The sequence below is a fragment of the Levilactobacillus lanxiensis genome (genome assembly GCF_016861655.1).
Taxonomy (GTDB): Bacteria; Bacillota; Bacilli; order Lactobacillales; family Lactobacillaceae; genus Levilactobacillus; species Levilactobacillus lanxiensis.
Genome location: NZ_BOLN01000001.1, coordinates 247,843 through 271,087, shown reverse-complemented (window position 1 = coordinate 271,087; position 23,245 = coordinate 247,843). Strand labels below are relative to the sequence as shown.

Here is a 23,245-nt window from a genome sequence, read left to right as displayed (position 1 = left end):
CGGTAAAATGACAGTTAAAACGTTAGTATTTGGGCACCGGGGCTACCCGGCCAAGTTTCCAGAAAACAGTTTGGCGGGATTCGCCTACGGACTGGACCATGGTATTGAGGGATTGGAATTCGATGTGCATCTGACCAAGGATCAAGTACCCGTGATCATGCACGACGAACGCCTCGACCGGACCAGCGATGGGACCGGGTACATCCACGACTACACGTTAGCGGAGCTCCGCCAGTTCCATTTAGCTGAAAATGAACCGATTCCCACGTTGGCGGAATTTTTAACGCTGGTCGGGACCCACGATGTTCAGTTGAACCTGGAGTTTAAGACCGACAAGATTCAGTACCCCAACATTGAAAAAATCGTGATGGGGATGGTCCATGCGACGCCGTTAAAGCACCCCGTGATTTATTCCTCGTTTCATTTGCCCACGTTGAAGGCTTGTCAGAAATTGGCCCCCAACGAAGCTTACTGTTGGTTGACGGGCAAGCCGGTCGTGAATGCCGGGGCCTTCGTGGCGAACGAGCATTTGGCCGGGTTACACTTGAGCCATTACCAAGACGACGTGCCCGGGGATGAACGGATTTGGACCGTGGATGATCCAAAGGAGGCTGCGGCACTGTTTCGGAAGGGCGTGGCGGGCATCTTCACCGACGACTTCGTCACCATGACCGCCCTTCGCGATGAGCTTACGGTGGACTGACGTTTCTTTCGCTTCACCTGCGGCTGACAGACACGGCCCCACTGTGGGGACCGCTGGAAGCCTGTGGGGCGGTCTTCCAGCTCGACTTTGAGCCTCGAAGTACACGAGTCTCCAAGCTCGTCCTGTGGTGTAAGGCCGAGAATGCTCGGTCTAACACCACCGACACAGTGGGGCCATGTCTGTCCTCCTCCGGCTCCGCTGATGTGGCGTTAGTTCACCGGTGCTGGTGGCGGGGTGGTTGTGGTTTGACGACCAAGTGTGAGGTAAGCAACTAAAATTCATGCCAAACGAAAACGCGTAGGGCGTTCCTACGCGTTTTTTACTTGGAATGGATTTGAGAGATCATTGGCGATCTTTTCTGCTTGGGCGACGGCTAGTTCTTGATTGACCAGCGTTTCTGCCTCTGGGGAGGTGTAGATATTGAGCTTGAATTCAATTTCCTGGAGGTTCTTTTCAATGGCGGCTTGCTTGGCTAGAATTGCTTGTTGGTGTGCCTGCAAAAGTGTCCGGCGTTCAGGAATGGAGCTGGGTCCCTGCATGACGTAGGTGATGTATTGACGAATGTCACTAATTTTCATATCCGTATTTTTCAAACAACAAATGGTTTTGAGTAACTGAAGGTCGCCCGTGGTGAATGCGCGGTAGCCAGACGAATTGCGGCTCACGAAGGGGAGGAGCCCCTGTTTGTCGTAGAATCTGAGGGTGTAAATGGAGAGCCCAGTTTTTTCGGCCACTTCTTTGATGGTGTAGGTCAACTTTTTTCCTCCAATCAGTTGCCCTAGAGTATGGTCTAGGGTTTAGACTCATTGTAAATCATGTAGAACTGACAAGCGAGGAGAAAAGTATGCGCAAACAAATTTTAGTGACCGGGGGCAACGGCTTCCTGGCCTTACACATCATTCAAAAATTATTGGCGGCCGGTTATCAGGTGCGCGCCACACTCCGGTCGTTGACGAAGGCCGCCGGTGTCCAGCAGACGTTGCTTGCGGCCGGCACCGAACACGTGGAACGCTTGGAATTTGTTGTGGCTGACTTGACACAGGATGCAGGCTGGGACGAGGCCATGCAAGGTATCGATGCCGTGATGAGTGTCGCCGCCCCGGTTTTTGTGAACGATAAACGGGTTACCGAGACTGTGACAACGGCCGCAACGGTGGGAACACAGCGTATTTTACAGGCAGCATTGACGGCGGGGGTTCAACGGGTCGTGATGACGGCGAACTTGGGGGCCGTGGGCTTTAGCAGTTTCGATCCGCAACACGTGATTACCGAGACCGATTGGACCGCTGAGAACCAGCACGGGCTGTCTGCCTACGAAAAATCGAAACTGATTGCCGAGCACACGGCTTGGGACTTTGTCGCTGCTCATCCGGCGCTCGAACTAGTGACGGTCAATGCCGGCGCCATGTTGGGACCAGCGTTAGGCCAGCATGTGACCAGCAGTTTTGGCCTGGTTGAGCGCCTGCTGACGGGACAACCAACGCCAAATTTAACAGTTAACGTGGTGGACGTCCGCGACGTGGCAGACATTCATGTGCGGGCACTGACCACACCGGCGGCAGCCAATTACCGCGTGTTGGCAGTCGAGGACGGGGCCATTTCAATGCAGGGGATGGTCACATTGATTCGCCGGGAGCGGCCCGAGTTAGCGGCCAAGTTGCCCAAACATTTACTGCCAAACGGCCTAGTAAAGGCACTAGCACCGGTCAGTCAGCCCGTGCGTGAGGCAGCGCTGACCCTGAAATTGGGCCATCGGGTCAGCAATCAACGAGCGCGTGACCTATTGGGGTGGACGCCCGTGAGTGACAATCAGACGGCCGTTCTAGCAGCAGTCGACAGCTTGCACCGAATTGGAAAAGTCTAAAAAACAGCGGACCCGGAATTTCTCGAGTTCGCTGCTTTCGTATGATTATTAGATTAGTCGGCAAGGATGTGCGCAAATTCTGCGCCTAACTGTTGGGCAGAGAAGGCGTAGGGGGCTAAGGCGTCGTCCGTATTTTTGAACTGACCGTTTTCGTCCAAGGCGTCCTTTTTCAAATCGATGCGGAGGTTGTTGGTCATGATGGGCATCTTCAATCCCCGGACCACCAGTTGCATACCTAGGGCCGCTTGAAAGCCACCGTGACCGCCGTAAGAAACCAGGCTGACTGGCTTGCCACGCCATTCCCAGTAGAGGGTATCGAGGGCGTTTTTCAGGGGTGCCGGATAACCCCAATTGTATTGCGGGAACAGCAGAATAAAGGCATCATAACCTTGAATCAACGCGCTCCATTGCTTGGTGTGCGCCAGTTCGTACTGGTTGTCGGAAGGCATGGCGGCCTCATCCAGGAAGGGCAGATTGATGGTTGCCAGGTCAATGAGGTCAATGGTTAGGCCGTCGTGGGCCACGTTTTGTTGGAGCCAAGTCGCGATGCTGGGACTGATCCGACTGGGACGGGTGGAGCCAATGATTAAGCCAATTTTTTTCGTCATAATGGGCCTCCTTAAAGTTAATGGTGCAATATGCACACATCTTAGCATGGTTCTGGTATAATGGCAACATGGATAATGAAATTTTTGAAGCACTCTTTGAAATCGTGACGTTTTTCAATCAGCCCCAGCAAGACCGGCGCCTGCTAAAACAGGCCAACATCTCGCTGGAACCGGCCGCCCTGCCGATTATTGTGCGGGTCGGTCGTCAACCGGGAATCAGCATTGGCGAGCTGGCCAACCAGATTGGACGGAATCACTCGTCCATCAGTCGCCAGGTCGATAAGCTAGTCACAGCGGGATGGCTCGTGGAGGTCGAGCGGCGTGACCAGCGGATTCGGCAAGTCACGCTGAGCCCCCAAGGTCAACGGGCGCTGTTACAAATCAAAATTGCCAGAGAAGCCGCTTTACGCGATAAACTACAGGACTATTCAAACGCCGACAAGGTTGCGCTACTGCAGGTCTTGCAGCAACTGGCAACGACTTTGACGGGTCCCGGCGAGTATCGCGAATAAATGTAGATGAGATGAGTCGATCATGAGACAAAAAATATTGTGGCAACGGGGCACCATCATGCTTGGATTTTACGGTCTGTGGTGGCTACGAACCGTGGGCTGGGTCGCCGTTAACGGAAACAATTGTGAGTCAGGCTGGGCAATCGTGATTTTGGCTGGCGAGGTCTTGTTGCTTTTAGCCCCCTGGGTCCTGATTCTGGGATCATTCGCCTTTTTCTCGGGCGGGTACAGACTGATCACGGCAACCCTATTACCCCTGACGGTTCTTTCCAGTCAATGGGTGAGTGGCTACGCGGCGGTCGTTCTCCCTGGACTCACGCTGTTGACGGGCTGGGTGTTGGCAACCGCTAAGCTGAAATTGGCCTTCGGGCGGTCGACGAAATGGGTCGGCGGTATCGTGCTTGTCCTAACGTGTCTGTGCCTTTTGTCACCGCAGGCCAGTGCGCGGCTATTCGTGGCGGGGTACCACTCGCCGTATCCGGCGATCGTCGGGACGTACAGTGCTGACCACAGTTCGTTGCGCGCTGATCACTACCTGGATTATGCACCCGAACATCCGGCAGTAGCGGAACCGGGCCTGTTGGGGATGATGGGCTACCCTGTGTCTGATCAAAACAGTTTGGCAATCAAGGTTTATCAGCTAGGATTTGTGCATTGGCCAGTGGAGGACCGCTGGTGGGTTATGTAAGCAAGTAAACGAAAAAGGGCGATCCAGTCAGGATCGTCCTTTTTAATGCAAAAAAATTAACCTCATTGAATCGAACTGGGATTTAGTCTGATTCAATAAGGTTAATTATTCAATTGGGGACAGACAGAGTTAAGGCATTTTCCGGGTACCTTAATCGCTGTTACCAAAAAAGCTTTAGTTTGTCGTTAGTTTGTTAAGCAATTGTTTACGACATATTTACTATAACAGAGAAATCAAGGCTTGCGGGCGAATTTGACGATTTGTAATATTACAATTTCAGTGGCACTATTTTGTGATAGGTTATATTATGAACGAAAAGACTGGATCGACGCCGTTAGTCTCGATTGCTGGAAAAAGGTGTGAATACATATTCAGAAAAAGCGGCCATCAAAAAGTTTTCAAATTTATTTTGCGAGTGGATTGTTTCTAAATCCGGTCTTTTTTGACGAAATGTCGAAATGAGTTCGGGGAAAGGCGACTTAATGTTCATTGGTTGCAGAATATTCCGACTATTAATCGGAAATAGCTGAATATAAAATAACTAATAACGAACTATAAATAACATAATCATTGATTCGTTCGTGTTTTATGCTACACTGGAACTTGCTAAAGAAAAACAATACATATTTGAGGAGTGAATGCGATGCATTTGAAGAGTAAGGGGAAATTGCTCTTAATTATGGCAACGCTATTGATTTTGCCAGCGACATTAGCCGCTTGTGGGAAGGCATCCAGTAGCGCAGGTTCCAAGTCAGAAGCTTACGCGCCAAAGAAGTTAACGGTTGAATTTGTGCCGTCATCTAATGCGGGGACCATCGAAGCTAAGGCCAAGCCACTGGAAGGGTTATTAAAGAAGCAACTGGGGATTCCTGTCACGGTGAGCGTTTCAACCGACTACAACACGATCGTTGAAGCCATGGGTTCTAAGAAGGTTGATATTGGTTTCTTGCCGCCTGATGCTTACGTCTTAGCGCACAAGCAATATGGCGATAAGGTTCTACTGCAAGCACAACGTTACGGCGTCAGTGAGCCTAATGACAAGGCCACTAAGGAACTGGTGAACTTCTACCGGTCACAAATCTTGGTTCGTAAGGATAGTGGCATCAAGTCCATCAAGGATTTGAAGGGCAAGAAGATTGCCGTTCAAGATACGACGTCAACTGCCGGCTGGATCTATCCTGCCGTTGAAATGCTGGACCACGGGGTCAACATCAACAAGGATGGCATTCAGACCGTCACCGTTAAGGGTCATGACCAAGGGGTACTGTCTGTTTACAACAAAAACACCGATGCCGCCTTTGTCTTCCAAGGTGCCCGCAACATTGTGATGAAGGATGAGAAGGACATCATGAGTAAGGTTGTCCCAATCTACACCACGGGTAAGATTCCAAACGATACGATCACGGCGCGTGGCGACATGAGCGAGAAGTGGCAAAAGAAGATTGCGACTGCCTTTAAGGAAATTGCCAAGACCAAGCAAGGCCATGACATTATTTTCAGCGTGTACTCACACCAAGGCTACGCCGATTCTAAGGACAGTAACTTTGATATTATTCGGCAATACGATAAAAAGGCTAAGGGCTTAGATAAATAGGCGGCTTCCAGCAGCTGAATCTAAACGTCTAGTCGTCAAGGATGGTAAAAAGTAGTGGGGTAGCGCGTTTCTGGCACCTTGCTACTTTTTTACGGGGGAACGAATAAATGGAAGAAGCACCAATTATTTCTTTTAAACATGTGAATAAGATTTACAGCAATGGGACTGTTGGCTTGAAGGATATTAATTTTGAGATTCCACAAGGCCAGTTTTTGGTGGTCGTCGGGCTATCTGGTGCGGGGAAGAGTACCTTATTACGAACGATTAACCGGATGCATGAGATTACTTCTGGAGAAATTAAGATTGACGGGGAACCCATTCAAACGTATAAGGGTCAAGCTTTGCGCCTGTTACGACGTAAAATTGGGATGATCTTCCAAGGGTTTAATCTGGTTAATCGTTCGAGTGTCGAACGCAATGTCCTATCCGGCCGCGTAAGCTATTACCCGACCTGGAAGACGCTCTGTGGGTTGTTTACTCAGGCAGACCGCGAAATGGCTGTCCGGTCCTTACAACGGGTAAATTTAGCCGATAAACTTTACACGCGGGCAGATGAACTGTCCGGTGGGCAACAGCAGCGCGTCGCCATTGCCCGCACGTTGATGCAGGAGCCGAAGATTATTTTGGCGGATGAGCCGGTGGCGTCACTTGATCCCTTAACGACCAAGGCCGTGATGGACACTCTCCAACGATTGAACCGGGAGGACAATATCACCGTCATTGTCAATTTGCATTCGGTTCCGTTGGCGCGGCAATATGCGGACCGCATTATCGGGTTGCAAGCCGGTCAGCTGGTTTATGACCGGCCAATCAGCGAGGTCACTGAGGCGGACCTGAATGATATTTATGTGACGGAGGCGGTCCAGGCATGAGTATTCCAGAAGTTCCACGGCGTTCGTGGATTCAGCGTTGGCATGTTAAGGGCATCGCTGTGACGGGTTTGCTATTGGTTTTGTTGGTGGCGTCTTCGCGGATGACTGGGGTCGACGTGGGGATGTTCTTCAGTAATTTCGGACAGTTTCTGAATCTGTTAGTGCGGATGTCACATCCGGCCTGGGAGTATACTAATGTGATTGTTCAGCCGCTGTTGGAAACTATTCAAATGGCCATTCTGGGAACCACGATTGGGGCGGCATTGGCCGTGCCATTCGCCATCTTAAGCGCCAGTAACTTGATTCACAATCGGTTCTTACGAGGACTGACCCGGTTATTTTTGGATTTGGTTCGGACGTTACCCGATCTTTTATTGGCGGCTATTTTTGTGGCGGTTTTTGGAATTGGCTCAACGGCGGGGGTCGTGACCTTAGCTATCTTCTCGTTTGGGATGGTTTCCAAGCTTTTCTATGAAGTGATTGAAACGATTGATATGGGGTCCCTTGAGGCCTTGACCTCCGTGGGTGCCAGCAAGGTCACCATCATTTGGTATGCGGTGTTACCGCAAATTCTCAATCAGTTTGTGAGCTATTTTCTCTATACGTTAGAAATCAACGTGCGGGCGTCGACCGTCTTGGGGTACTTGGGTGCTGGTGGGATTGGGGTCTTTCTCCAGCGTTCACTCAACGAGTTTAATTATAGCCAAACGGCCGTCATTATTCTGGCTACTCTGGCAGTGGTGTTAGTCATTGACGGCATCAGTAATCACCTAAGGAGGGTCTTGCTCTAATGATAACCACGTTGATTGAAAAACCGTCACGGAGCATCTGGCAACGGTGGCGCTGGCTTCTGTGGGTCGTCGTGATTGGCGCTCTATATGATTGGACGATTAGTGGATTGAAGTTTACCGGTCTCCAGGAATCAGCCGGCGTCGTCTCACGGTCCATTATGGCCGGTTTAGTCCATCCGCAGTGGTCGTACGTGTACGATGGGAGCGGTGAGGACCTGGTTTCTTTGATCCTGCAGACGTTAGCCATCGCCTTTCTGGGGACGATTGTGTCGGCAGTTATCAGTGTACCCTTTGCTTTCTGGGCGGCTCGTGGTGACCATGAACGGTTCTTCGTGCGTTCTGGTAGTGGGAAAGTCGTCTTGACGTTGATTCGGACCTTTCCCGAAATTGTGTTGGCCATCATGTTTATCAAGGCCGTGGGGCCAGGCTCATACGCGGGGGTCTTGGCCGTTAGTATCCATTCGATTGGGATGCTGGGCAAGCTCTTTAGCGAAGCGATTGAGAACATGAATCGGGGACCAGAGGAGGCCATCGTGAGTGCAGGCGGTCGTTCCGGACAGGTATTTGGCCTAGCAACGCTGCCAACCATTATGCCAGAATTTTTTTCCTATACGTTGTATCGTTTTGAAATCGCTGTTCGATCCGCCTCCATCTTGGGGATGGTGGGCGCTGGAGGAATCGGGACGCCCATGATTTTTGCCATTCAAACGCGGAACTGGCCTAAGGTCGGTATTATCTTGTTGGGCATCGTCATCATGGTGCTCTTGATTGACTCGCTGTCCGAACAGTTACGAAAGCGGCTGATTTAAATGAAAGTCAAAATATTATCAACGAGTGACGTTCACGGTTATGTGTTGCCAACGAACTATAGCCGGCGGGATGACCACCAGGACTATGGTTGGTTGAAGGCGGCGACTGTCATTCAAGAGGTCCAGCAACGGGCGACGTCAGATGAAATTGTGATTACCATTGAGAATGGGGATTGGATTCAAGGGTCCGCATTTGCCAGCTATTTGGCCCAACAGCCGGCTGACCAGCAAGCGTTATTTACCCAATTGACGCGGTCAATTCACTATGATGCCGGGGTTCTTGGCAATCATGAATTCAATTATGGCTTAGATTACCTAAGGAACTGTGAACGTCGGCGGAACTATCCGTTGCTGGGCGCCAATATTCAAGGTGGCGTTGCGCAAGGGATTTTAGATGCCCCGTACACGATTGTTGAAGAACAGGGTATTAAGATTGCCATCCTGGGATTGACGACCGCGTACGTCCCCGTTTGGGAGCGGGCAGACCATCTGACCGGATTGAGTTTCACCTCCGCATTGACGACAGCCAAGCGTTTTGTCCCGCAACTACGGGCACTAGCTGATGTTGTCATCGTGGCCTACCACGGGGGATTTGAGGCGGACCTGGAGACCGGTCAGCCAACGGAACGACTGACCGGGGAGAACGAAGGATCTCAGCTATTAGCAGACGTGCCGGGGATTGATGCGTTAGTGACGGGTCACCAGCACCGACAACTGGCAGGCGTTTACCAGGGCATTCCGACGACACAGCCCGGTGAAAAAGGCGGCGCGGTAGGCGAAATTACGCTAACACTGAATCAGGAAAAGAAGGTAGTCGACCGGTCGGCAACCCTACTGACGACGGCGACAGCCCAACCGGATAGCGCCCTAGCCGCGTTAGTGGCACCTATTCAAGAGCAAGTTGAAACCTGGTTAGATCAACCGGTCGGCCAACTCACCGGCGAATCGCTGGCAGTCACGGATCCAATGGCGGCACGATTGTGTGGTCATCCGTATCTCCGGTTTATCAATACGGTCGAGATGGCCGCTGGTCAGACAGACATTGCGGCGACCGCGTTGTTTAACGATGAGGTCCGGGGCCTGGGGGAACAGGTTTCGTTGCGTCAACTCCTCAATAGCTATCCGTATGCCAATACACTGGTTGTTGAACGAGTGACGGGGGCCGAATTGCGAGCCGCGTTGGAGCGGTGTGCCAGTTTCTTTACGGTCACAGATGATGGTCAAGTTGGCGTATCACCAGCGTTTACGACCCCTAAACTGGCACTATACAATTACGATATTTACAGCGGCATTGAGTATCACTTTGATTTGACTCAGCCAGTCGGTCGGCGCGTGACGCAGCTGATGTACCACGGGCAACCAGTCGAAGCGACGCAGACATTAGCCATTGCGATGAATCAGTACCGCGGCAATGGTGGCGGGGATTACCCGATGTTTTCGCCGGACAAGGTCTGTCGCGAGGTCAATGTCGACATGGCGGAGCTGATCCGTCAGTACTTTGTGGCACAGCCAGTCGTTATTGGTCGACCCCAGACGAACTTTACGATTAACCTTACCGCTGAATAACACCTTACGAAAAGAGCTCACACCAGCAGCCGGTGTGAGCTCTTTTTAATTGTCGTAAATTAGGCGATGCGGACGACGAGCTTACCCAGGTTATCGCCGCGCTGGAGTAATTTCAAGCCCTCGGCCGCATCGTCAAAGGCCAAGACACGGTCAATAACAGGGTCAAATTCGCCGGTCGCCAATTTCTGACCAACGACGCCCGCCATGAAGCCGAGGTCGGCAATCTCCTGAGGATTATTTGAGCGGTAGACGCCACCAAGCGCGGACCGCGTGAGGCCTAATGCCTTGTCGTCTAAATTCAAGTGTGCCGGAATCCCGTCGCCGATGGCAATGATTTGGCCATTGTAGGCCATGCGGTCGACATCGGCTGCGAGCTCGTCGCCACCAATAGTGTTGAGACTCAGGCCCACCCCGAGGCCATTCGTTGCCTGCAGAACAGCCGTGGTCACATCCGTTTCGTGGTAGTCGATGATGACATCCGCGCCAACGCGCTCGACTAAGGACCGTTTTCTCGCAGAGGTGGTGGCAATTGTTTTTAAGTGTAAGTCATGGGCGAACTGCAGGGCAGCTAAGCCCACGGCGCCGCCACCGGCATGGACTAAGACGGTCGGTAATTCGGAGAGGTTGGCCTTACGGTAGAGGGCCTGGTAGGCGGTCAGGGTGCCACAAAGACTGGCCGCTGCCTGTTCAAAGCTGACGTTGCTGGGAATCGGCGCCAGACTCAAAGGCGTTGTCACGGTAAACTCGGCCAAACTGCCAGATCGGCATAAATCCCCGTGATACATCACACGGTCACCCACGGACCAGTCCGTGACGTTGCCACCGACCGTGACGATTTCGCCGGCACAATCCATGCCAACCACGCGAGAATCAGTGGTGGAACTCCCCTCGATGACCTTGTAGTCGGCCGGGTTGAGGCCCACGGCACGCACGTAAACCTTGACCTCATCGTCTTGCGGCGTTGGTTCGGGAACTTCCGTGAATTTTAAATCGTCTAATGTATGGGGTGCGGGCCCCGTAATAGTCCAAGCTTTCATAGTGGTCATCCTTTTTAAATGTTTGCAAATTTCAGACGCTAATTGTTGCTAACAACAATTTCAGTAGGTCTCAGTAGTCAGTATACTACACCGATTAGGGTAGCTGATTTTTGTGCCTGAGAAAAGCCACTTGTTTGATTGTGACCGTTATCAATTCAGCCTATTATTAAAAGTATGTTGCAATCGACTCTAATGGGATGCATTTTTCATGAAAACTTGGTAAAATTAATTAACTAAAAATGAGATTTGGAGGTGGACGCCTTGCACCAACCGTACGCTGCATTCCCGATTCCCGACCGCTAAACTGAATTTTCAAGAATAGAAAGGAAGACCCATTTACATGTCGAAAGACCCTAAAGAAACAGTCACCACACCAACTGAAGCAGAAACCACTGACCCTGGACCCAGCCAGCAGTCGCCTCTATGGCAACGCTCGACTGAGTCCTTACTCGTCGACTTTGCCACCAATGAAGATGAGGGACTGACCACTGCCGAAGCCGAAAAGCGGCTCAAGCAAAATGGCCCCAACGAGTTAACTGCCAAGAAGCAATCCAACTTATTACGCTTCTTGAAGCAATTTAACAACTCCATCATCTACATTTTAGCGGCGGCTGCCCTGATGACGTTCTTTATGCACCATTACTCCGATTCCATTGTTATCGGGCTAGTGATCGTTGCGAACGCCTTTATTGGTTATTTCCAGGAACGCTCAGCGGATAATGCTTTGGACCGTATCAAGGCCCTACTGGTCTCCGAGGCTGTCGTGATTCGTGACGGTCAGAAAATTACGTTGCCGGCGCGCGAGCTGGTGACGGGAGACATCGTTCAACTGGAAGCCGGGGATACTGTCCCCGCTGACTTGCGGTTGATCGACGCGGATAACTTAAAAATCCAAGAGTCGGCCTTGACCGGTGAAACGGACTCCGTGGAAAAGGGGGAAGACCCCTTAGACGTGGCGGAACTTGCGTTAGCCGAACGAAGCAACCAAGCCTTTGCCTCAACCGCCGTGACCAACGGTTCTGGGCGAGGAATCGTGACCGTGACCGGGGCACAAACCGAAATTGGTCATATCCAACAAAATGTTGCCGAAGTTAAGCAACAGACTACGCCATTGATGAAAAACTTAAACAGTTTAGGTTTAGGCTTATCCATCGCCATTTTAATTGCGGCTGTCCTGCTGTTCGTCCTGGGGATGATTACCCACGTCTACAGTTTGCCAACGTTATTAATTGCCGTGATTACGATGGTCGTGGGGTCCATGCCTGAAGGCTTACCGGCCAGTACGTCGGTGGTTCTTGCCATGGGGACCCAGGCCATGACCAAGCAAAACGTCATCGTGAAGACGTTGCCCGCCGTGGAAACGTTGGGGGCCGTCGACATCGTTAACACCGATAAGACCGGGACGTTGACCAAAAACGAAATGACCGTGACCGATATTTTAACGCCGCAGGATACCTATACCGTCTCCGGGGTGGGCTACGATGCCACTGGTCAGATTCAAAACGACGAGGGTCAAGACGTCGACTGGCAAGCCGATACTGACCTAGAGTGGTTGGTTCAAATTGCCGGGCAGACCTCCGACGCCGAATTTCATGAGGAAGACGGCCAATGGGTGCTGACCGGGGAACCAACCGATGGGGCCTTAACCGCGCTCTACCACAAGATGGTCGGCGCCGACCCAGACCCAGCTGAAATTGATTCCTTGCCATTCGACTCCGCCATCCGGTACTCCGCGCGGCTGGTCGACCACCGCGGCCAACGTTACCTGTTGGTCAAGGGGGCCCCACAAACGTTGATCCGGTTAATGCAGGAACAGGGTGGGACTGTCGATGAAAATGCTTGGCAAAAACGTTTATCCCAGTTAACGCAACAGGGTAAACGAGTGGTGGCCTTAGGGTATCAACCGGTTGCCGCCGATGCCGACGAGGTCGATGACCTGCCAGTTGGGCAGAACTTCCATTTGGCCGGAATGGCCGGCATCATTGATCCCCCACGTCCTGGGGTTGCCGACGCCGTGCGGCAATTACGTTACGCCGGCATCAAAGTTAAGATGATCACCGGGGATGACCCAGAAACGGCCGCTGCCATTGCCGAACAGTTAAACCTGTCCGAACAGGCACGCGCCATTACCGGGCCAGAACTGGCCCAGATGAGCGATGCCGAATTGGCTTCGCAAATTGATAAATACACCGTGTTTGCCCGGACGACGCCAGCTGATAAGTTGCGAATCGTGAAGGCCCAACAATCTCGTGGTCACGTGGTCTCCATGACCGGTGACGGGGTCAACGATGCGCCTGCCTTGAAGCAGGCTGACATCGGGGTCGCCATGGGGATTCGGGGAACCGACGTTGCCAAGGACTCCGCCGACATGGTGCTGGCCGATGACGACTTCACCTCGATTCTGGGCGCGGTTCGGGAAGGGCGGCACGTCTTCGATAACATTCGCAAGACGATTCGTTTCCTGCTCCCAACCAGTTTCGCCGAAGGACTGATCGTGGTCCTGAGTATCCTGATGGACCAGGAGTTACCGCTATTCCCAACGCAACTGTTGTGGATCAACATGGTGTCAGCCCTGACGATTCAGTTTGCCTTCATCTTCGAACCGGCCGAGAGCGGCATTATGAAACGGGGGCCACGTGACGTGACGCGAGGGATTCTTTCCAAGCTGGACGTCTTCGAGGTCACCTACGTGTCGTTACTGATTTCGGGGCTGGGGATGTTTGCCTACGACCTCTTAACGGGCCAAGGTCTCTCCGCCGTAATCGGCAGTACCATGACGCTGAACGTGATTATTTTCGGGAAGATTTTCTACCTGTTCAACCTGCAAAATGACCATCCCGTTCTGTCGAAGTACTTCTTCAGAAATAAGATGAGTTTCGTGATTGTTGGCATCCTGCTGTTGCTGCAAGCCATGATTATTTACTGGCCAGCAATGCAGGGCGTCTTCCACACCACGTCCGTCAACTTCTTCTACGGTTGGGGGATTCCAATCATGGCCGGGGTCGTCGTCCTGGTGGTCACGGAAATTGCCAAGGCCATTCGCCATCGCCTTGACGCCAACACGGTCACCCGCGAACAACGGAATTTCTAATCCGTAAAAATAGGTGATCAAATGAAACGAAAAATTAGATGGGTGCCCATCGGCATCATGGTACTGGCGGCGGGGGTCGTTGACCTCAGCCGTCACAGCCTACCAGACTGGCTAGTGACGGGATTCACGGTCGTGTGGCTGCTGATTGTCGTCATCGGTCTGTACCGAATGATTACCATTAAACGTTAATATGGAGGGAGCTCAGTCGTTGTGGCTGGGCTCCTTTTTCTGTTGAGGTGGAGGCGACAATGGCAATTTCGTTATTACTGAAATATTGATTGGAATATAACAATTCGTGACTAAGGGCAGAGAACCGAATGTGTGTCTGGGGCTAAACAAGTGTAGCCGCAGGGATGGTGAAAATAGGCTCAGCCGTAGGAATTGCCTTAGTGGTGGGCTGGGCCGCTTAGGCAATTGGTATCTTTGAGACGCGATTCTTAGCGGCTCAAAGTAAGGCGGAAGACCGCCCTTTGGCTTCCGCCGTCCGCCTACAGTTTGCACCATCCCGGAGGCGGGGGCAATGCATTTAGCCCCAAGCACACAATCTAGGAATATTTTGGGAAACCTCTGGCTCTAATCAAAACTTAATCCTATACTGGTAAGAAAGGGGGCGGAACAACAAAATGTTGAAGAAGAGTTCCGATTGTACCGAGATTTTAGTGGGTAAGGCCGCCAGTATTGACGGTTCTACCATTGTGGCGCGTAACGAGGATGGTTACGGCCCGATTAATCCAATTAAATTTGTGGTCCACCCAGCGACGGACCAACCGGGCGCATCGTTTACGTCAATTACCACTGGCGTTAACGTTCCCTTACCCGATCACGCTTTCCGCTACACAGGCACGCCACAAGCTGACCAGAGTGATGGCCAGTACGAAGAATCTGGGATCAACGAGTTTAACGTTGGGATGAGTGCCACCGAAACCACGGCCACGAACGCCCGCGTCTTGGGCTACGACCCACTGGTTGACGATGGTATCAACGAAGAAGCCATGGTCACGTTGGTTTTGCCGTACATCAAGAGTGCCAAAGAAGGGGCCCAACGCTTGGGTGCCCTGCTCGAAAAGTACGGGACTGGCGAAAGCAACAGTATCGCCTTTAACGATAACGATGAAATTTGGTATCTTGAAACGGCCGGTGGTCACCACTGGGCCGCGATGCGGTTGCCAGAAGACAGCTACGCCATCGCGCCTAACCAGACGTTGATGCAAGAGGTCGACCTGAATGATACCGACAACTTCTTGGTGGCGACGGACCTGGTCGACTTCGTGGAAAAGAATCACTTGAACCCGACACCGGGGAACTTTAATTTCCGCGAGATCTTTGGAACCCACGGCGAAGACGATGCTTACTACAACACGCCACGGACCTGGTACGGCCAAAAGTTGTTTAATCCAGAAATTACGGACCAACAACCTACCGACCAAGACATGCCATTTACCCGGGTACCCGCTAAGAAGTTAGCGATTGAAGACGTCCAGTTCTTCTTGAGTTCCCACTACAACGGCACGCCTTACGATCCATTTGGCACCTACGCTTCCGGCTCGGCTGACGACCAGAAGAAGTACCGGCCAATCGCCATGGATCGGAACCAATGTTCATCCATTTTACAAATTAGAAATGATGTTCCTGCCGATCACGCGGCGATTCAATGGATTGCTATGGGCTTCTTCGCCTATGCACCCTATGTACCATTCTTTACCAACATCAAAGATACGCCGGTGGACTACCAAAACACCACTACTGACGTCGATGTTGAGAATGTTTACTGGCTAAATAAGACGTTATCTGTTATCATTGAACCACATTTCCACGAATATGTGGAAGCCGTCAATGCCTTCCGTGAAGGTTGCCAGTCCTACGCCCGTTCCCGGGTGGCAGCGACCGATGCAGCTATCAACGGCGACGCGACGGACTTCTTGACACAGAGTAACGCTGAAACGGCCGGTGAAATTTCTAAACGGACGCACCAATTGTTCGATGACCTGGTCAAGCACGGCTTGTTATTATCCAAGACGGCTTGGGAAAAGGGTCAGAACCTGTAATTTCTGTTTAGCTTCACTAGTCTATCCTCTGACTAAGGAAAATTTGGCGTTACTCGTGCGTAATAGTTAGCTCCAGCAATGGATTTGACGTAAAAAGGGTGTTGGGTGAATTATCATCCGCGCTCGACGGAGTAGGGACTTAAAAGTTGAGGATAGATATAGGAGGAGACAACCATGAAATGGGCGAAGTTAATTCTGGCTAGTGTGGCGGGGCTAAGTTTATGGGGCGGCGTGACGACTGCAAATGCGGCCAAAAAGGTCACGTTACCCGCGTACCCGAAGCAACGCGTGTTTACGTTTAAGGCAAAGGGGACCAAGGTCTACAGTTATCCTCGCGCGGCGTATAAGCACAGTAGCGTTTTGGGTACGGATCAAAGCACCACGAAGCAGTGGACGGTCGACAAGGTGATTACCGTCAAGGGTCAGCGCTACGTGCGGCTGGCACGGGTGAGTGCCAAGTCCCTGCCTCACGGGACGATTGTGCCGAACGCCTCTAAGGCCAATGTTAAATTGGTCGGGGGTTACGTCGCCTTGAATAAGCTGAAATTCCACCAGCAGATTGCTAGCATGAAGTCGGTGAAGAAGACCGCCTATTGGACGCCAACCACCAAGCACGATTTCTGGAACATGCCCGCTCATTCCTTAGGGAAGACGGCGGCTAGCCACTACGGTCACACGTATGGCTACCGGACGTTGTATGCGGTTGAATCGTTGACGACCACCAGCAAGAAGTCCTACTTGTACTTCGAAACGACGGATGGCAAGGCGATTGGCTGGTTACCCAAGAGTGCCGTGATCAAGGGGCAATACCCTGATTTACTGAAACGGGAACTGGACCGGAACCTCTCCGCGGATTCGACGGCGTTAACCACCGTTGATAAGGCGGGTCACGTGAAGGTCGGCGTTGCTCTGAAGGCTGGTCAAGTCCAACGGGTTGCCCTCCTGAAGCAAAACAGTGAAACGGCGGTCTACGATTTTACTGCCGGCAAAGCCGTTAAGCTCACAACGCGGACGTCAACGGGCAAGGTCAAGCAGACCACAGCCGTGACGCAAACCACGAAGAACCTGAAGTTCAAGGCCCAATCGGACTTTGATATTCAGGGGTACACCTACAGCGTAAAAGTCACGCCAGCCGGTAAGGTCAGCGTGATGAGCGTCGGCGGGTGGATGGCTTAAAGGCGAATTAACTGAAATTAAAAAGTGGTCAGAGTGTTTGAGATGAAATTCTCAAATACCCTGACCTTTTTCGTTGGGGCCTTTGACTGAGACCCGGCTCTAAGTGGTAAGCTAATCTTGAGGTGATGGACAATGTCAAAAACAGAGTTACAGAAGCTCGAAGCGGGGGAGCCATACCATTTTCTTGATTCTGAGGTCGCTGCGCGTAAGGCTCGAGCCGCACAGCTGTGTCAGGAGTTCAATGCCATTCCAGCGACTGATCCGGATGCACAAACTGCTAAAATCAAGGAAATCTTAGGGAGCCATGGCGAGCGGGTCTCAGTCCAAGCAACATTCAACTGTGACAACGGTCAGAACATTCACGTGGGTGAGGATTTCTTGAGTAATTATAACTTAACCATTCTAGATATTGCACCGGTAACGATTGGGTCACATGTCATGATTGGACCTAACGTCGATATCTACACGGTCAATCACCCGTTGACGTCAGTGGGTCGGCGGGAATATCTGGCCCAGGCTTCGCCGGTTATAATTGGCAACGACGTTTGGATTGGCGGAAAGGTAGCCATTATGCCCGGAGTCACGATTGGCAATAATGTAGTGGTCGCGGCGGGGGCTGTCGTGACGGCTAATGTTGCTGACAACACACTAGTTGGTGGGGTGCCTGCTAAGCCGATTCGTTCACTCTAAGACGGTTATTTTTGTACCACGTAAAAACGACCAACTTGTCAGAATCTTCGGACAAGTTGGTCGTCTTTTGACTTAGTAGGTCTACAGTTGCTCCCCCGCTGCCAAACAATCCGCACGCAACAGCTCGAAAATCTCTGCCTTCAGTGGTGCCTGTGTCGCCAGCCAGGCGCGGTCGCGGGTGATCGGCGTCAGGGCGATGTCTTGGACCACGTGGGCCGGTCGCGCCGACAACACGAGAATCCGGTCGGACAGGTAGATGGCCTCCTCGATATCGTGGGTGACCAACAAGGTTGTCCGTTTCAATTCGGCCGGCAGTCCCAGCAACCAGTCCTGCATCAAGCCCCGCGTCATCGCGTCCAGGGCCCCGAACGGCTCATCTAGCAAACGGTAGTCGGCCGGGTTGAGCATGGTGCCCAACAGGGCGACTCGTTGCCGCATGCCACCGGACAGCTGGTGGGGCAGAAACTTGCGGTAGGGCAGCAGGCCACAGAGCGTGAGCAATTCGGTGACCCGTTCCTGGTCCACGGGTTGATGGTTGATCCGTTGATACAACGTGATATTTTGGTCGATGGTGTACCAGGGAAACAACATGTCCTCCTGGGGTAAGTAACTGAACGTGGTATTGAGCCCCGTAATCGGCTGACCCTCGACCGCTAGACTACCAGTGGAGGGCGTCAGTAGCCCGGTCAACAATTTCAAAATGGTGGATTTGCCCGCACCACTGGGGGCAATCAACGACACGAAGCTACCGTCCGCAATCGTTGCGGTCACGTCATTTAAAATATCCAACTTATCCAGCGTGAGACTGACATTTTGCAAGGTAATCGGCATGGCTAGTCCCCGACGTACTGATTGGTATAGAGGGTATCGGCCGGGATGGTCTTTTTGATCAGGCCATAGTCCTTCATGAAGCCGGTGTAGTTGTCCCAGACCTTCGCGTCCATCTGGCCCCATTTGGCCGCGTCATCCGTGTAGTTAGCTGAGAGGAAGGCTTGCGATTCTTCCAGGAAACTCAGGTCGGAATCCTTGGCGTACTTGTGTAAAATCTTGGCGTCGGCCTTGGGATGGGCCATGGCGTCTTGGTAACCCTTCTTGGTGGCGCTCATAAAGGCCTTGACCAGCTTGGGGTCCTTCTTTAATTGGGTATTGTTGGTGATAATCACGGGCGTATAATAGTCCAGCCGCTTATCCAATTTGCGGAGGGGCATGTAGTTCACCTTGATGCCATCATCCTTGGCACGAATCACGTCCCAGCCTTGGAACCACCACTGCAGGTCGTTCTTCTTGCCCAAACTCTTGGGGCCATCACCGGTCGCGCCGACAATCTTCAGGGATTTCGGATCGACCTTGGCCTTGCTCATGACGGCCTTCAACACGGCCTCTTCACTAGGTGTTTGCCAACCGGCGTAGGTCTTGCCCGCGAAATCCTTGGGTGAGGTGATGCCACTGGACTTGAGCGAGACGAACCCGGACGTGTTGTGCTTGATGACGGTCCCAATCGCCTTGACGGGGATGTTCTTGCCGTCGGCGTGGGCGAACGTCACGTCTTCTTGGTAGCTGACCCCGAATTGGGCCTTGTTGGCGCCGACCATGCCGATACTGGTAGCGTTGTCGCCGGGTTCGATGATTTTGACGTTTAGGCCGGCCTTCTTGAAGTAGCCCTTGTCCTTTGCCACGTACAGCCCCGTGTGATTGGTATTGGGCACGTAGTCGAGGACGATTGACACATCGGTCAATTTCTTAGCAGATTTAGAATCAGACGATTGATTTTTAGCGTTGCCACAGGCTGTCAGTGAAAGTAAGAGTGGCACCAGGAACCAAAGCTTCGTTAATTTCATGATAATCTCCCTTGGATAAACGTTTTATAATATAATTTTTGAAAAATGCGCGTCACGATGTTTAACCCTAAACTCAGAACAATCACGCAGAGAATAGCGGCGAAGACCTTATCGATTTGGTAGCCGTTCTTCACGCGGATCATGTAGTAGCCCAGTCCCGCCTCGGCGCTCAGCCATTCCCCGATGATGGCACCGCTGACGCAGTAGGTGGCGGCGATTCGCAGACCGGCGAAGAATCCCTGCATACCTTGTGGAATCTTCAGGAGCCGGTAGACCTGCCAGCTTTTGGCACCCATGGTCTGGAGAAAGCGAATCTGCTCACCGGACACCTTTCCCAGCGCTTCCGAGAAGGCCACGATGATGGGAAAGTAACTCATGAGAACGACCAGAATAATCTTGGGCGCCATGCCGAAGCCAAACCACAGGCTCAATAAAGGTCCCAACACCATGACGGGCAGGGTTTGTGAGATGACCAGCAGCGGGTAAAATGACTGGTACAGGAGCTGCCAGCGGTCCATGATCAACGCCGTACAGAAGGCTAACAGGCAGGCGATACCCAAGCCAATCAGGGATTCATATAAAGTCACCCACGAATTTTGCAGGAGACCAGGCCCGTCCACCACCAGTGCCTGAATCACGGCCACCGGACTGGGTAAAATGAACGCCGGTGTGTGCAGGAGGGTGACCGCGAGTTGCCAAGCGGCCAACAGCAGGACCAGGCTGCCCAGCGGGTATAACTTACGTTTCATGTAAAACCACCTTTCTTCACTAAAAAAGCCCCATCCGGGGGAGTAAGTCCGCCTGGATAGAGCATCCGCGCGTTTCTCCCTGCGCCAGTGTTAGCTGACAGGTTCAATGGGTCAAAGTTCACAACTTACTCTCGTGCCGTTTAACGGTATCCCCAGAAACTTTTTAAGTTGGATTTAGTATAGCATGGCAATTCTACCGGAACAACTCAATTTACTTGTCCCAAAGTGAATCCTACGAAATTTGATTGTGGCAATTTTTAGGCGCCAATCCCTTGGGAAACAAGGATTTATCCCGGGACTAGAAATCAAAAATAGTCAATTTGGGGGGCAGCGCGGGCCGAATCTTTCGTAGCGATGGGGCAAAATGTCCGAGTCCAAAATCGTTTGGCGCTTAACCAGTCGTTCCCCTTAATTTGCTGGCCAAGCTAACCGAATGACTCTACGGGAGTGCTGGCGGCGAGTATCGTAAAATGAATCCAAAGTCATGGTTAAAGTTATGACGTGACTTGGTTACTCAGCTTTATCAGAGAAATTGTGGACCGTGTCTAGTGACTACCATCAACGTGACTGGCGGGTTCTGAGCTGAGATTGGGGGGCTTCGCGCATGCGAGGTTCCTTTTTGGTTTTGGGGGTAAATTGGTCGTTGTTAGCGCCTCCGGGCTGGGGAAAATGAGCCGTGACGCTGTGGGCGCCGTCTGGAGCCGAAGGGCGGTCTCCAGACTTACTTTGAGCCGCTGAGAAGCGCGTCTCAAAGATAGCAGTTACCTAAGCGGGAAACCCGCAAAGGTAACTCCCACGGCTGAGCTCATTTTCCCCAGCCCTGCGGCTAAGACTGGTTTAGCTCCAAACCAGCCGGACTCTTTGGTTTTTCTGTTGGTTGAGGGGGTTACTGGTGCGCGCCCAAGGTGCCCTGCTGTGGGGCCGGTTCCAGCCTGAGAGGCAGGCTTCCACCTCAACTTTGAGCCTGAGGGGCGGTCTCAAAGGTTGTCCCATGCTCTAAGCTGAGGAAAACCGCTCAGCTAAGACCATCGACACAGCTAGTCACCTTGGCTCACCTCTGGTCACTTCCACGACTGGCTCATTTTCCCCAGCTCTGCGGCTAAGACTGGTTTAGCCCCCAAACCAGCCGGATTCTTTAGCTACGTCGTCATTGACTATGATTGTGTGGGCTAAGAATAAGTTTGTTTTGGACGAGGCTAACTGTCAAAGGTGGCCTCGTTTTTATTTCCCAAAAAAGAAAACGCTTAAGACTAAGAATCTCGTGAAAATTCCCTGAAATGGGCGGGACTTTTCGTCATTTTTGTTATACTGGTCAGTGCTCGTTAATTTTAGAATGCAAGAACGGCGATGGTTGGCATAGCCTTGCCGTTTATAAAATAATGCATAAATCGGCACAAAGAGAGGGAGACTGATTATGAAATTTGGACTGACACGGGTGGGGCAGCTATGACTCCACAACATCATTTACGCGGCGTGTTACTGGCAAGTGTGGCCTGCATCTTGTGGGGCATCTCAGGGGTTGCGGCAAGCACGCTGTTTACGATGAACCCCGAAGTGACGGCACTGTGGCTGACCCAGGTCCGCATGATCAGTGCCGGGATTATTCTACTGGTCTTTGGCCAAGTGATTGGCATCAAGCCATTTGAAATTTGGTGCCAGCGGGGCACGGCCCTGCGCGTCGTCAGCTACGGCCTATTGGGATTGGTGCCGGTTCAGCTGTGCTATTTCGAAGCCGTTAAATTCGGCAATGCACCGGTTGCCACAATTATTCAGTTCCTCGGACCGTTCATCATTAGTATCTATTTCTTAGTATTCAAGCACGTGACGCCAACGCGGCCCGAGGCCATGGGGATGGCGATTGCCTTCATCGGGACGCTATTGATTGTGACGCACGGGCACCTCAACAGCCTGGCCATTTCACCGGTCGTCCTGTTCTGGGGTGGACTGTCAGCCATCGGAGTTGCGACGAACACGCTGATTCCGCGGCCACTGTTGCCCAAGTTTGGCGCCGTTTCCGTGACCGGCTGGGGCCTGCTAGTGGCCGGCATCTGTTTAAATGTTTTCGGACCCGTTTGGCAGGAACACGTGACGTTGTCCTGGGCCGGCTGGAGCATGATTGGGATTATTATTGTCTTCGGAACAGTTATTCCATTCCTGATGTTTGCGCACGCGCTGGGCTACATCTTGCCAACCACGGCCAGCTTGCTGGACGCGTTTGAACCCCTGTCCGCCACGGCATTTTCCGTGATGTTCCTCAACGTTCAGCTGACCAAGTTCGACTTGATTGGCGGCGCACTGGTGATCTTAGCGGTGATGGTGCTGTCGTTAAATGGGCGCCAGATGATTCGTCTAATCCGCCGCTTCCGCACCAATCCGGACTAAACGGGTCTGGGTCGCCTTGCCGGGCGGTGAAAATAGGCCGGAACGCGGTGGTGAGGACGCCCAGAGCCGAAGAGCGGTCTCTGGGCTTGTTTTGAGCCTCTAAGAAGCGAGTCTCAAAATCACCATTTACGTCGCTATGCGCCGTAAATCCCACGACTGAGCTCATTTTTTATGCCCTCACGGCTTAGACTGGTTTAGTGCAGGTGGTGAGTCCACTTGGTTCCTGCATT

Annotated in this window: 21 protein-coding genes and 1 riboswitch; of the genes, 15 read left to right on the top strand and 6 right to left on the bottom strand. The window is 52.2% G+C overall.

Annotated features, from left to right (window positions below):
- Window positions 1–7: 7 nt before the first annotated feature.
- Window positions 8–703, top strand: coding sequence for a glycerophosphodiester phosphodiesterase (locus JUF22_RS01105; protein ID WP_203642535.1), 696 nt, complete (start codon window positions 8–10; stop codon window positions 701–703).
- Between the two features lie 308 nt (window positions 704–1,011).
- Here the strand turns inward: JUF22_RS01105 and JUF22_RS01100 are convergent, their stop codons facing one another.
- On the bottom strand, window positions 1,012–1,458 hold the full coding sequence (locus JUF22_RS01100) for a MerR family transcriptional regulator (RefSeq protein WP_203642534.1): 447 nt from the start codon (window positions 1,456–1,458) through the stop codon (window positions 1,012–1,014).
- A gap of 89 nt (window positions 1,459–1,547) precedes the next feature.
- Here JUF22_RS01100 and JUF22_RS01095 point away from each other — a divergent pair, with 89 nt between their 5' ends.
- The gene (locus JUF22_RS01095) at window positions 1,548–2,567 is read left to right on the top strand and encodes an NAD-dependent epimerase/dehydratase family protein (protein WP_203642532.1); all 1,020 of its coding nucleotides are present in this window, start codon (window positions 1,548–1,550) and stop codon (window positions 2,565–2,567) included.
- 53 nt (window positions 2,568–2,620) lie between these two features.
- Here JUF22_RS01095 and JUF22_RS01090 read toward each other — a convergent pair whose 3' ends face one another.
- Window positions 2,621–3,175, bottom strand: a complete 555-nt coding sequence (locus JUF22_RS01090; protein ID WP_203642530.1) for an NADPH-dependent FMN reductase — start codon at window positions 3,173–3,175, stop codon at window positions 2,621–2,623.
- 20 nt (window positions 3,176–3,195) lie between these two features.
- On the opposite strand from JUF22_RS01090, the gene JUF22_RS01085 reads away from it, so the two are divergent.
- From JUF22_RS01085 to JUF22_RS01055, 7 genes are all read left to right on the top strand, one after another.
- On the top strand, window positions 3,196–3,687 hold the full coding sequence (locus JUF22_RS01085) for a MarR family winged helix-turn-helix transcriptional regulator (RefSeq protein ID WP_236000674.1): 492 nt from the start codon (window positions 3,196–3,198) through the stop codon (window positions 3,685–3,687).
- Between the two features lie 22 nt (window positions 3,688–3,709).
- Window positions 3,710–4,375, top strand: a complete 666-nt coding sequence (locus tag JUF22_RS01080) for a hypothetical protein (protein WP_203642528.1) — start codon at window positions 3,710–3,712, stop codon at window positions 4,373–4,375.
- A 643-nt stretch (window positions 4,376–5,018) separates the two neighbouring features.
- Entirely contained in the window at window positions 5,019–5,969 is a 951-nt protein-coding gene (locus JUF22_RS01075) for a phosphate/phosphite/phosphonate ABC transporter substrate-binding protein (RefSeq protein ID WP_203642526.1), read from the top strand.
- 107 nt (window positions 5,970–6,076) lie between these two features.
- Window positions 6,077–6,841, top strand: coding sequence for a phosphonate ABC transporter ATP-binding protein (phnC, locus tag JUF22_RS01070; RefSeq protein WP_203642524.1), 765 nt, complete (start codon window positions 6,077–6,079; stop codon window positions 6,839–6,841).
- Window positions 6,838–7,632 carry a phosphonate ABC transporter, permease protein PhnE gene (phnE, locus tag JUF22_RS01065; RefSeq protein WP_203642522.1) on the top strand — a complete coding sequence of 265 codons (795 nt, stop codon included), beginning with the start codon at window positions 6,838–6,840 and terminating at the stop codon, window positions 7,630–7,632. Before phnC ends, phnE (JUF22_RS01065) begins: the two co-directional genes overlap by 4 nt.
- Window positions 7,632–8,441 (top strand): phosphonate ABC transporter, permease protein PhnE, encoded by an 810-nt coding sequence (gene phnE, locus JUF22_RS01060; RefSeq protein ID WP_203642520.1) that lies wholly within the window; start codon window positions 7,632–7,634, stop codon window positions 8,439–8,441. Before phnE (JUF22_RS01065) ends, phnE (JUF22_RS01060) begins: the two co-directional genes overlap by 1 nt.
- Window positions 8,442–10,007 (top strand): bifunctional metallophosphatase/5'-nucleotidase, encoded by a 1,566-nt coding sequence (locus JUF22_RS01055; protein WP_203642519.1) that lies wholly within the window; start codon window positions 8,442–8,444, stop codon window positions 10,005–10,007. It abuts the gene before it with no gap.
- A gap of 59 nt (window positions 10,008–10,066) precedes the next feature.
- On the opposite strand, the gene JUF22_RS01050 is transcribed toward JUF22_RS01055, so the two are convergent.
- A complete protein-coding gene (locus JUF22_RS01050; RefSeq protein ID WP_203642517.1) occupies window positions 10,067–11,044 on the bottom strand; it encodes a zinc-binding dehydrogenase in 978 nt (325 codons plus the stop codon).
- Between the two features lie 340 nt (window positions 11,045–11,384).
- Here JUF22_RS01050 and JUF22_RS01045 point away from each other — a divergent pair, with 340 nt between their 5' ends.
- From JUF22_RS01045 to JUF22_RS01025, 5 genes are all read left to right on the top strand, one after another.
- On the top strand, window positions 11,385–14,135 hold the full coding sequence (locus JUF22_RS01045) for an HAD-IC family P-type ATPase (RefSeq protein ID WP_203642515.1): 2,751 nt from the start codon (window positions 11,385–11,387) through the stop codon (window positions 14,133–14,135).
- A gap of 21 nt (window positions 14,136–14,156) precedes the next feature.
- Window positions 14,157–14,324 carry a hypothetical protein gene (locus JUF22_RS01040; protein ID WP_203642513.1) on the top strand — a complete coding sequence of 56 codons (168 nt, stop codon included), beginning with the start codon at window positions 14,157–14,159 and terminating at the stop codon, window positions 14,322–14,324.
- Between the two features lie 434 nt (window positions 14,325–14,758).
- A complete protein-coding gene (locus JUF22_RS01035) occupies window positions 14,759–16,180 on the top strand; it encodes a C69 family dipeptidase (protein ID WP_203642511.1) in 1,422 nt (473 codons plus the stop codon).
- Between the two features lie 174 nt (window positions 16,181–16,354).
- Complete coding sequence (locus tag JUF22_RS01030; RefSeq protein ID WP_203642509.1) at window positions 16,355–17,356, top strand: GW dipeptide domain-containing protein; 1,002 nt, start codon at window positions 16,355–16,357, stop codon at window positions 17,354–17,356.
- 132 nt (window positions 17,357–17,488) lie between these two features.
- Entirely contained in the window at window positions 17,489–18,046 is a 558-nt protein-coding gene (locus JUF22_RS01025) for a sugar O-acetyltransferase (RefSeq protein WP_203642507.1), read from the top strand.
- Between the two features lie 81 nt (window positions 18,047–18,127).
- Here the strand turns inward: JUF22_RS01025 and JUF22_RS01020 are convergent, their stop codons facing one another.
- Genes JUF22_RS01020 through JUF22_RS01010 form a run of 3 tightly spaced genes read right to left on the bottom strand, consistent with a single transcriptional unit; the run spans window position 18,128 to window position 20,633 of the window.
- Entirely contained in the window at window positions 18,128–18,877 is a 750-nt protein-coding gene (locus tag JUF22_RS01020; protein WP_203642505.1) for an ABC transporter ATP-binding protein, read from the bottom strand.
- 2 nt (window positions 18,878–18,879) lie between these two features.
- Window positions 18,880–19,884 (bottom strand): ABC transporter substrate-binding protein, encoded by a 1,005-nt coding sequence (locus JUF22_RS01015; protein ID WP_203642502.1) that lies wholly within the window; start codon window positions 19,882–19,884, stop codon window positions 18,880–18,882.
- The gene (locus JUF22_RS01010) at window positions 19,881–20,633 is read right to left on the bottom strand and encodes an ABC transporter permease (RefSeq protein WP_203642501.1); all 753 of its coding nucleotides are present in this window, start codon (window positions 20,631–20,633) and stop codon (window positions 19,881–19,883) included. Before JUF22_RS01010 ends, JUF22_RS01015 begins: the two co-directional genes overlap by 4 nt.
- A 59-nt stretch (window positions 20,634–20,692) precedes the next feature.
- Window positions 20,693–20,798: riboswitch (TPP riboswitch) on the bottom strand.
- 1,281 nt (window positions 20,799–22,079) lie between these two features.
- Between JUF22_RS01010 and JUF22_RS01005 the strand changes: the two genes are divergently transcribed.
- On the top strand, window positions 22,080–23,015 hold the full coding sequence (locus JUF22_RS01005; protein ID WP_203642499.1) for a DMT family transporter: 936 nt from the start codon (window positions 22,080–22,082) through the stop codon (window positions 23,013–23,015).
- Window positions 23,016–23,245: the final 230 nt, after the last annotated feature.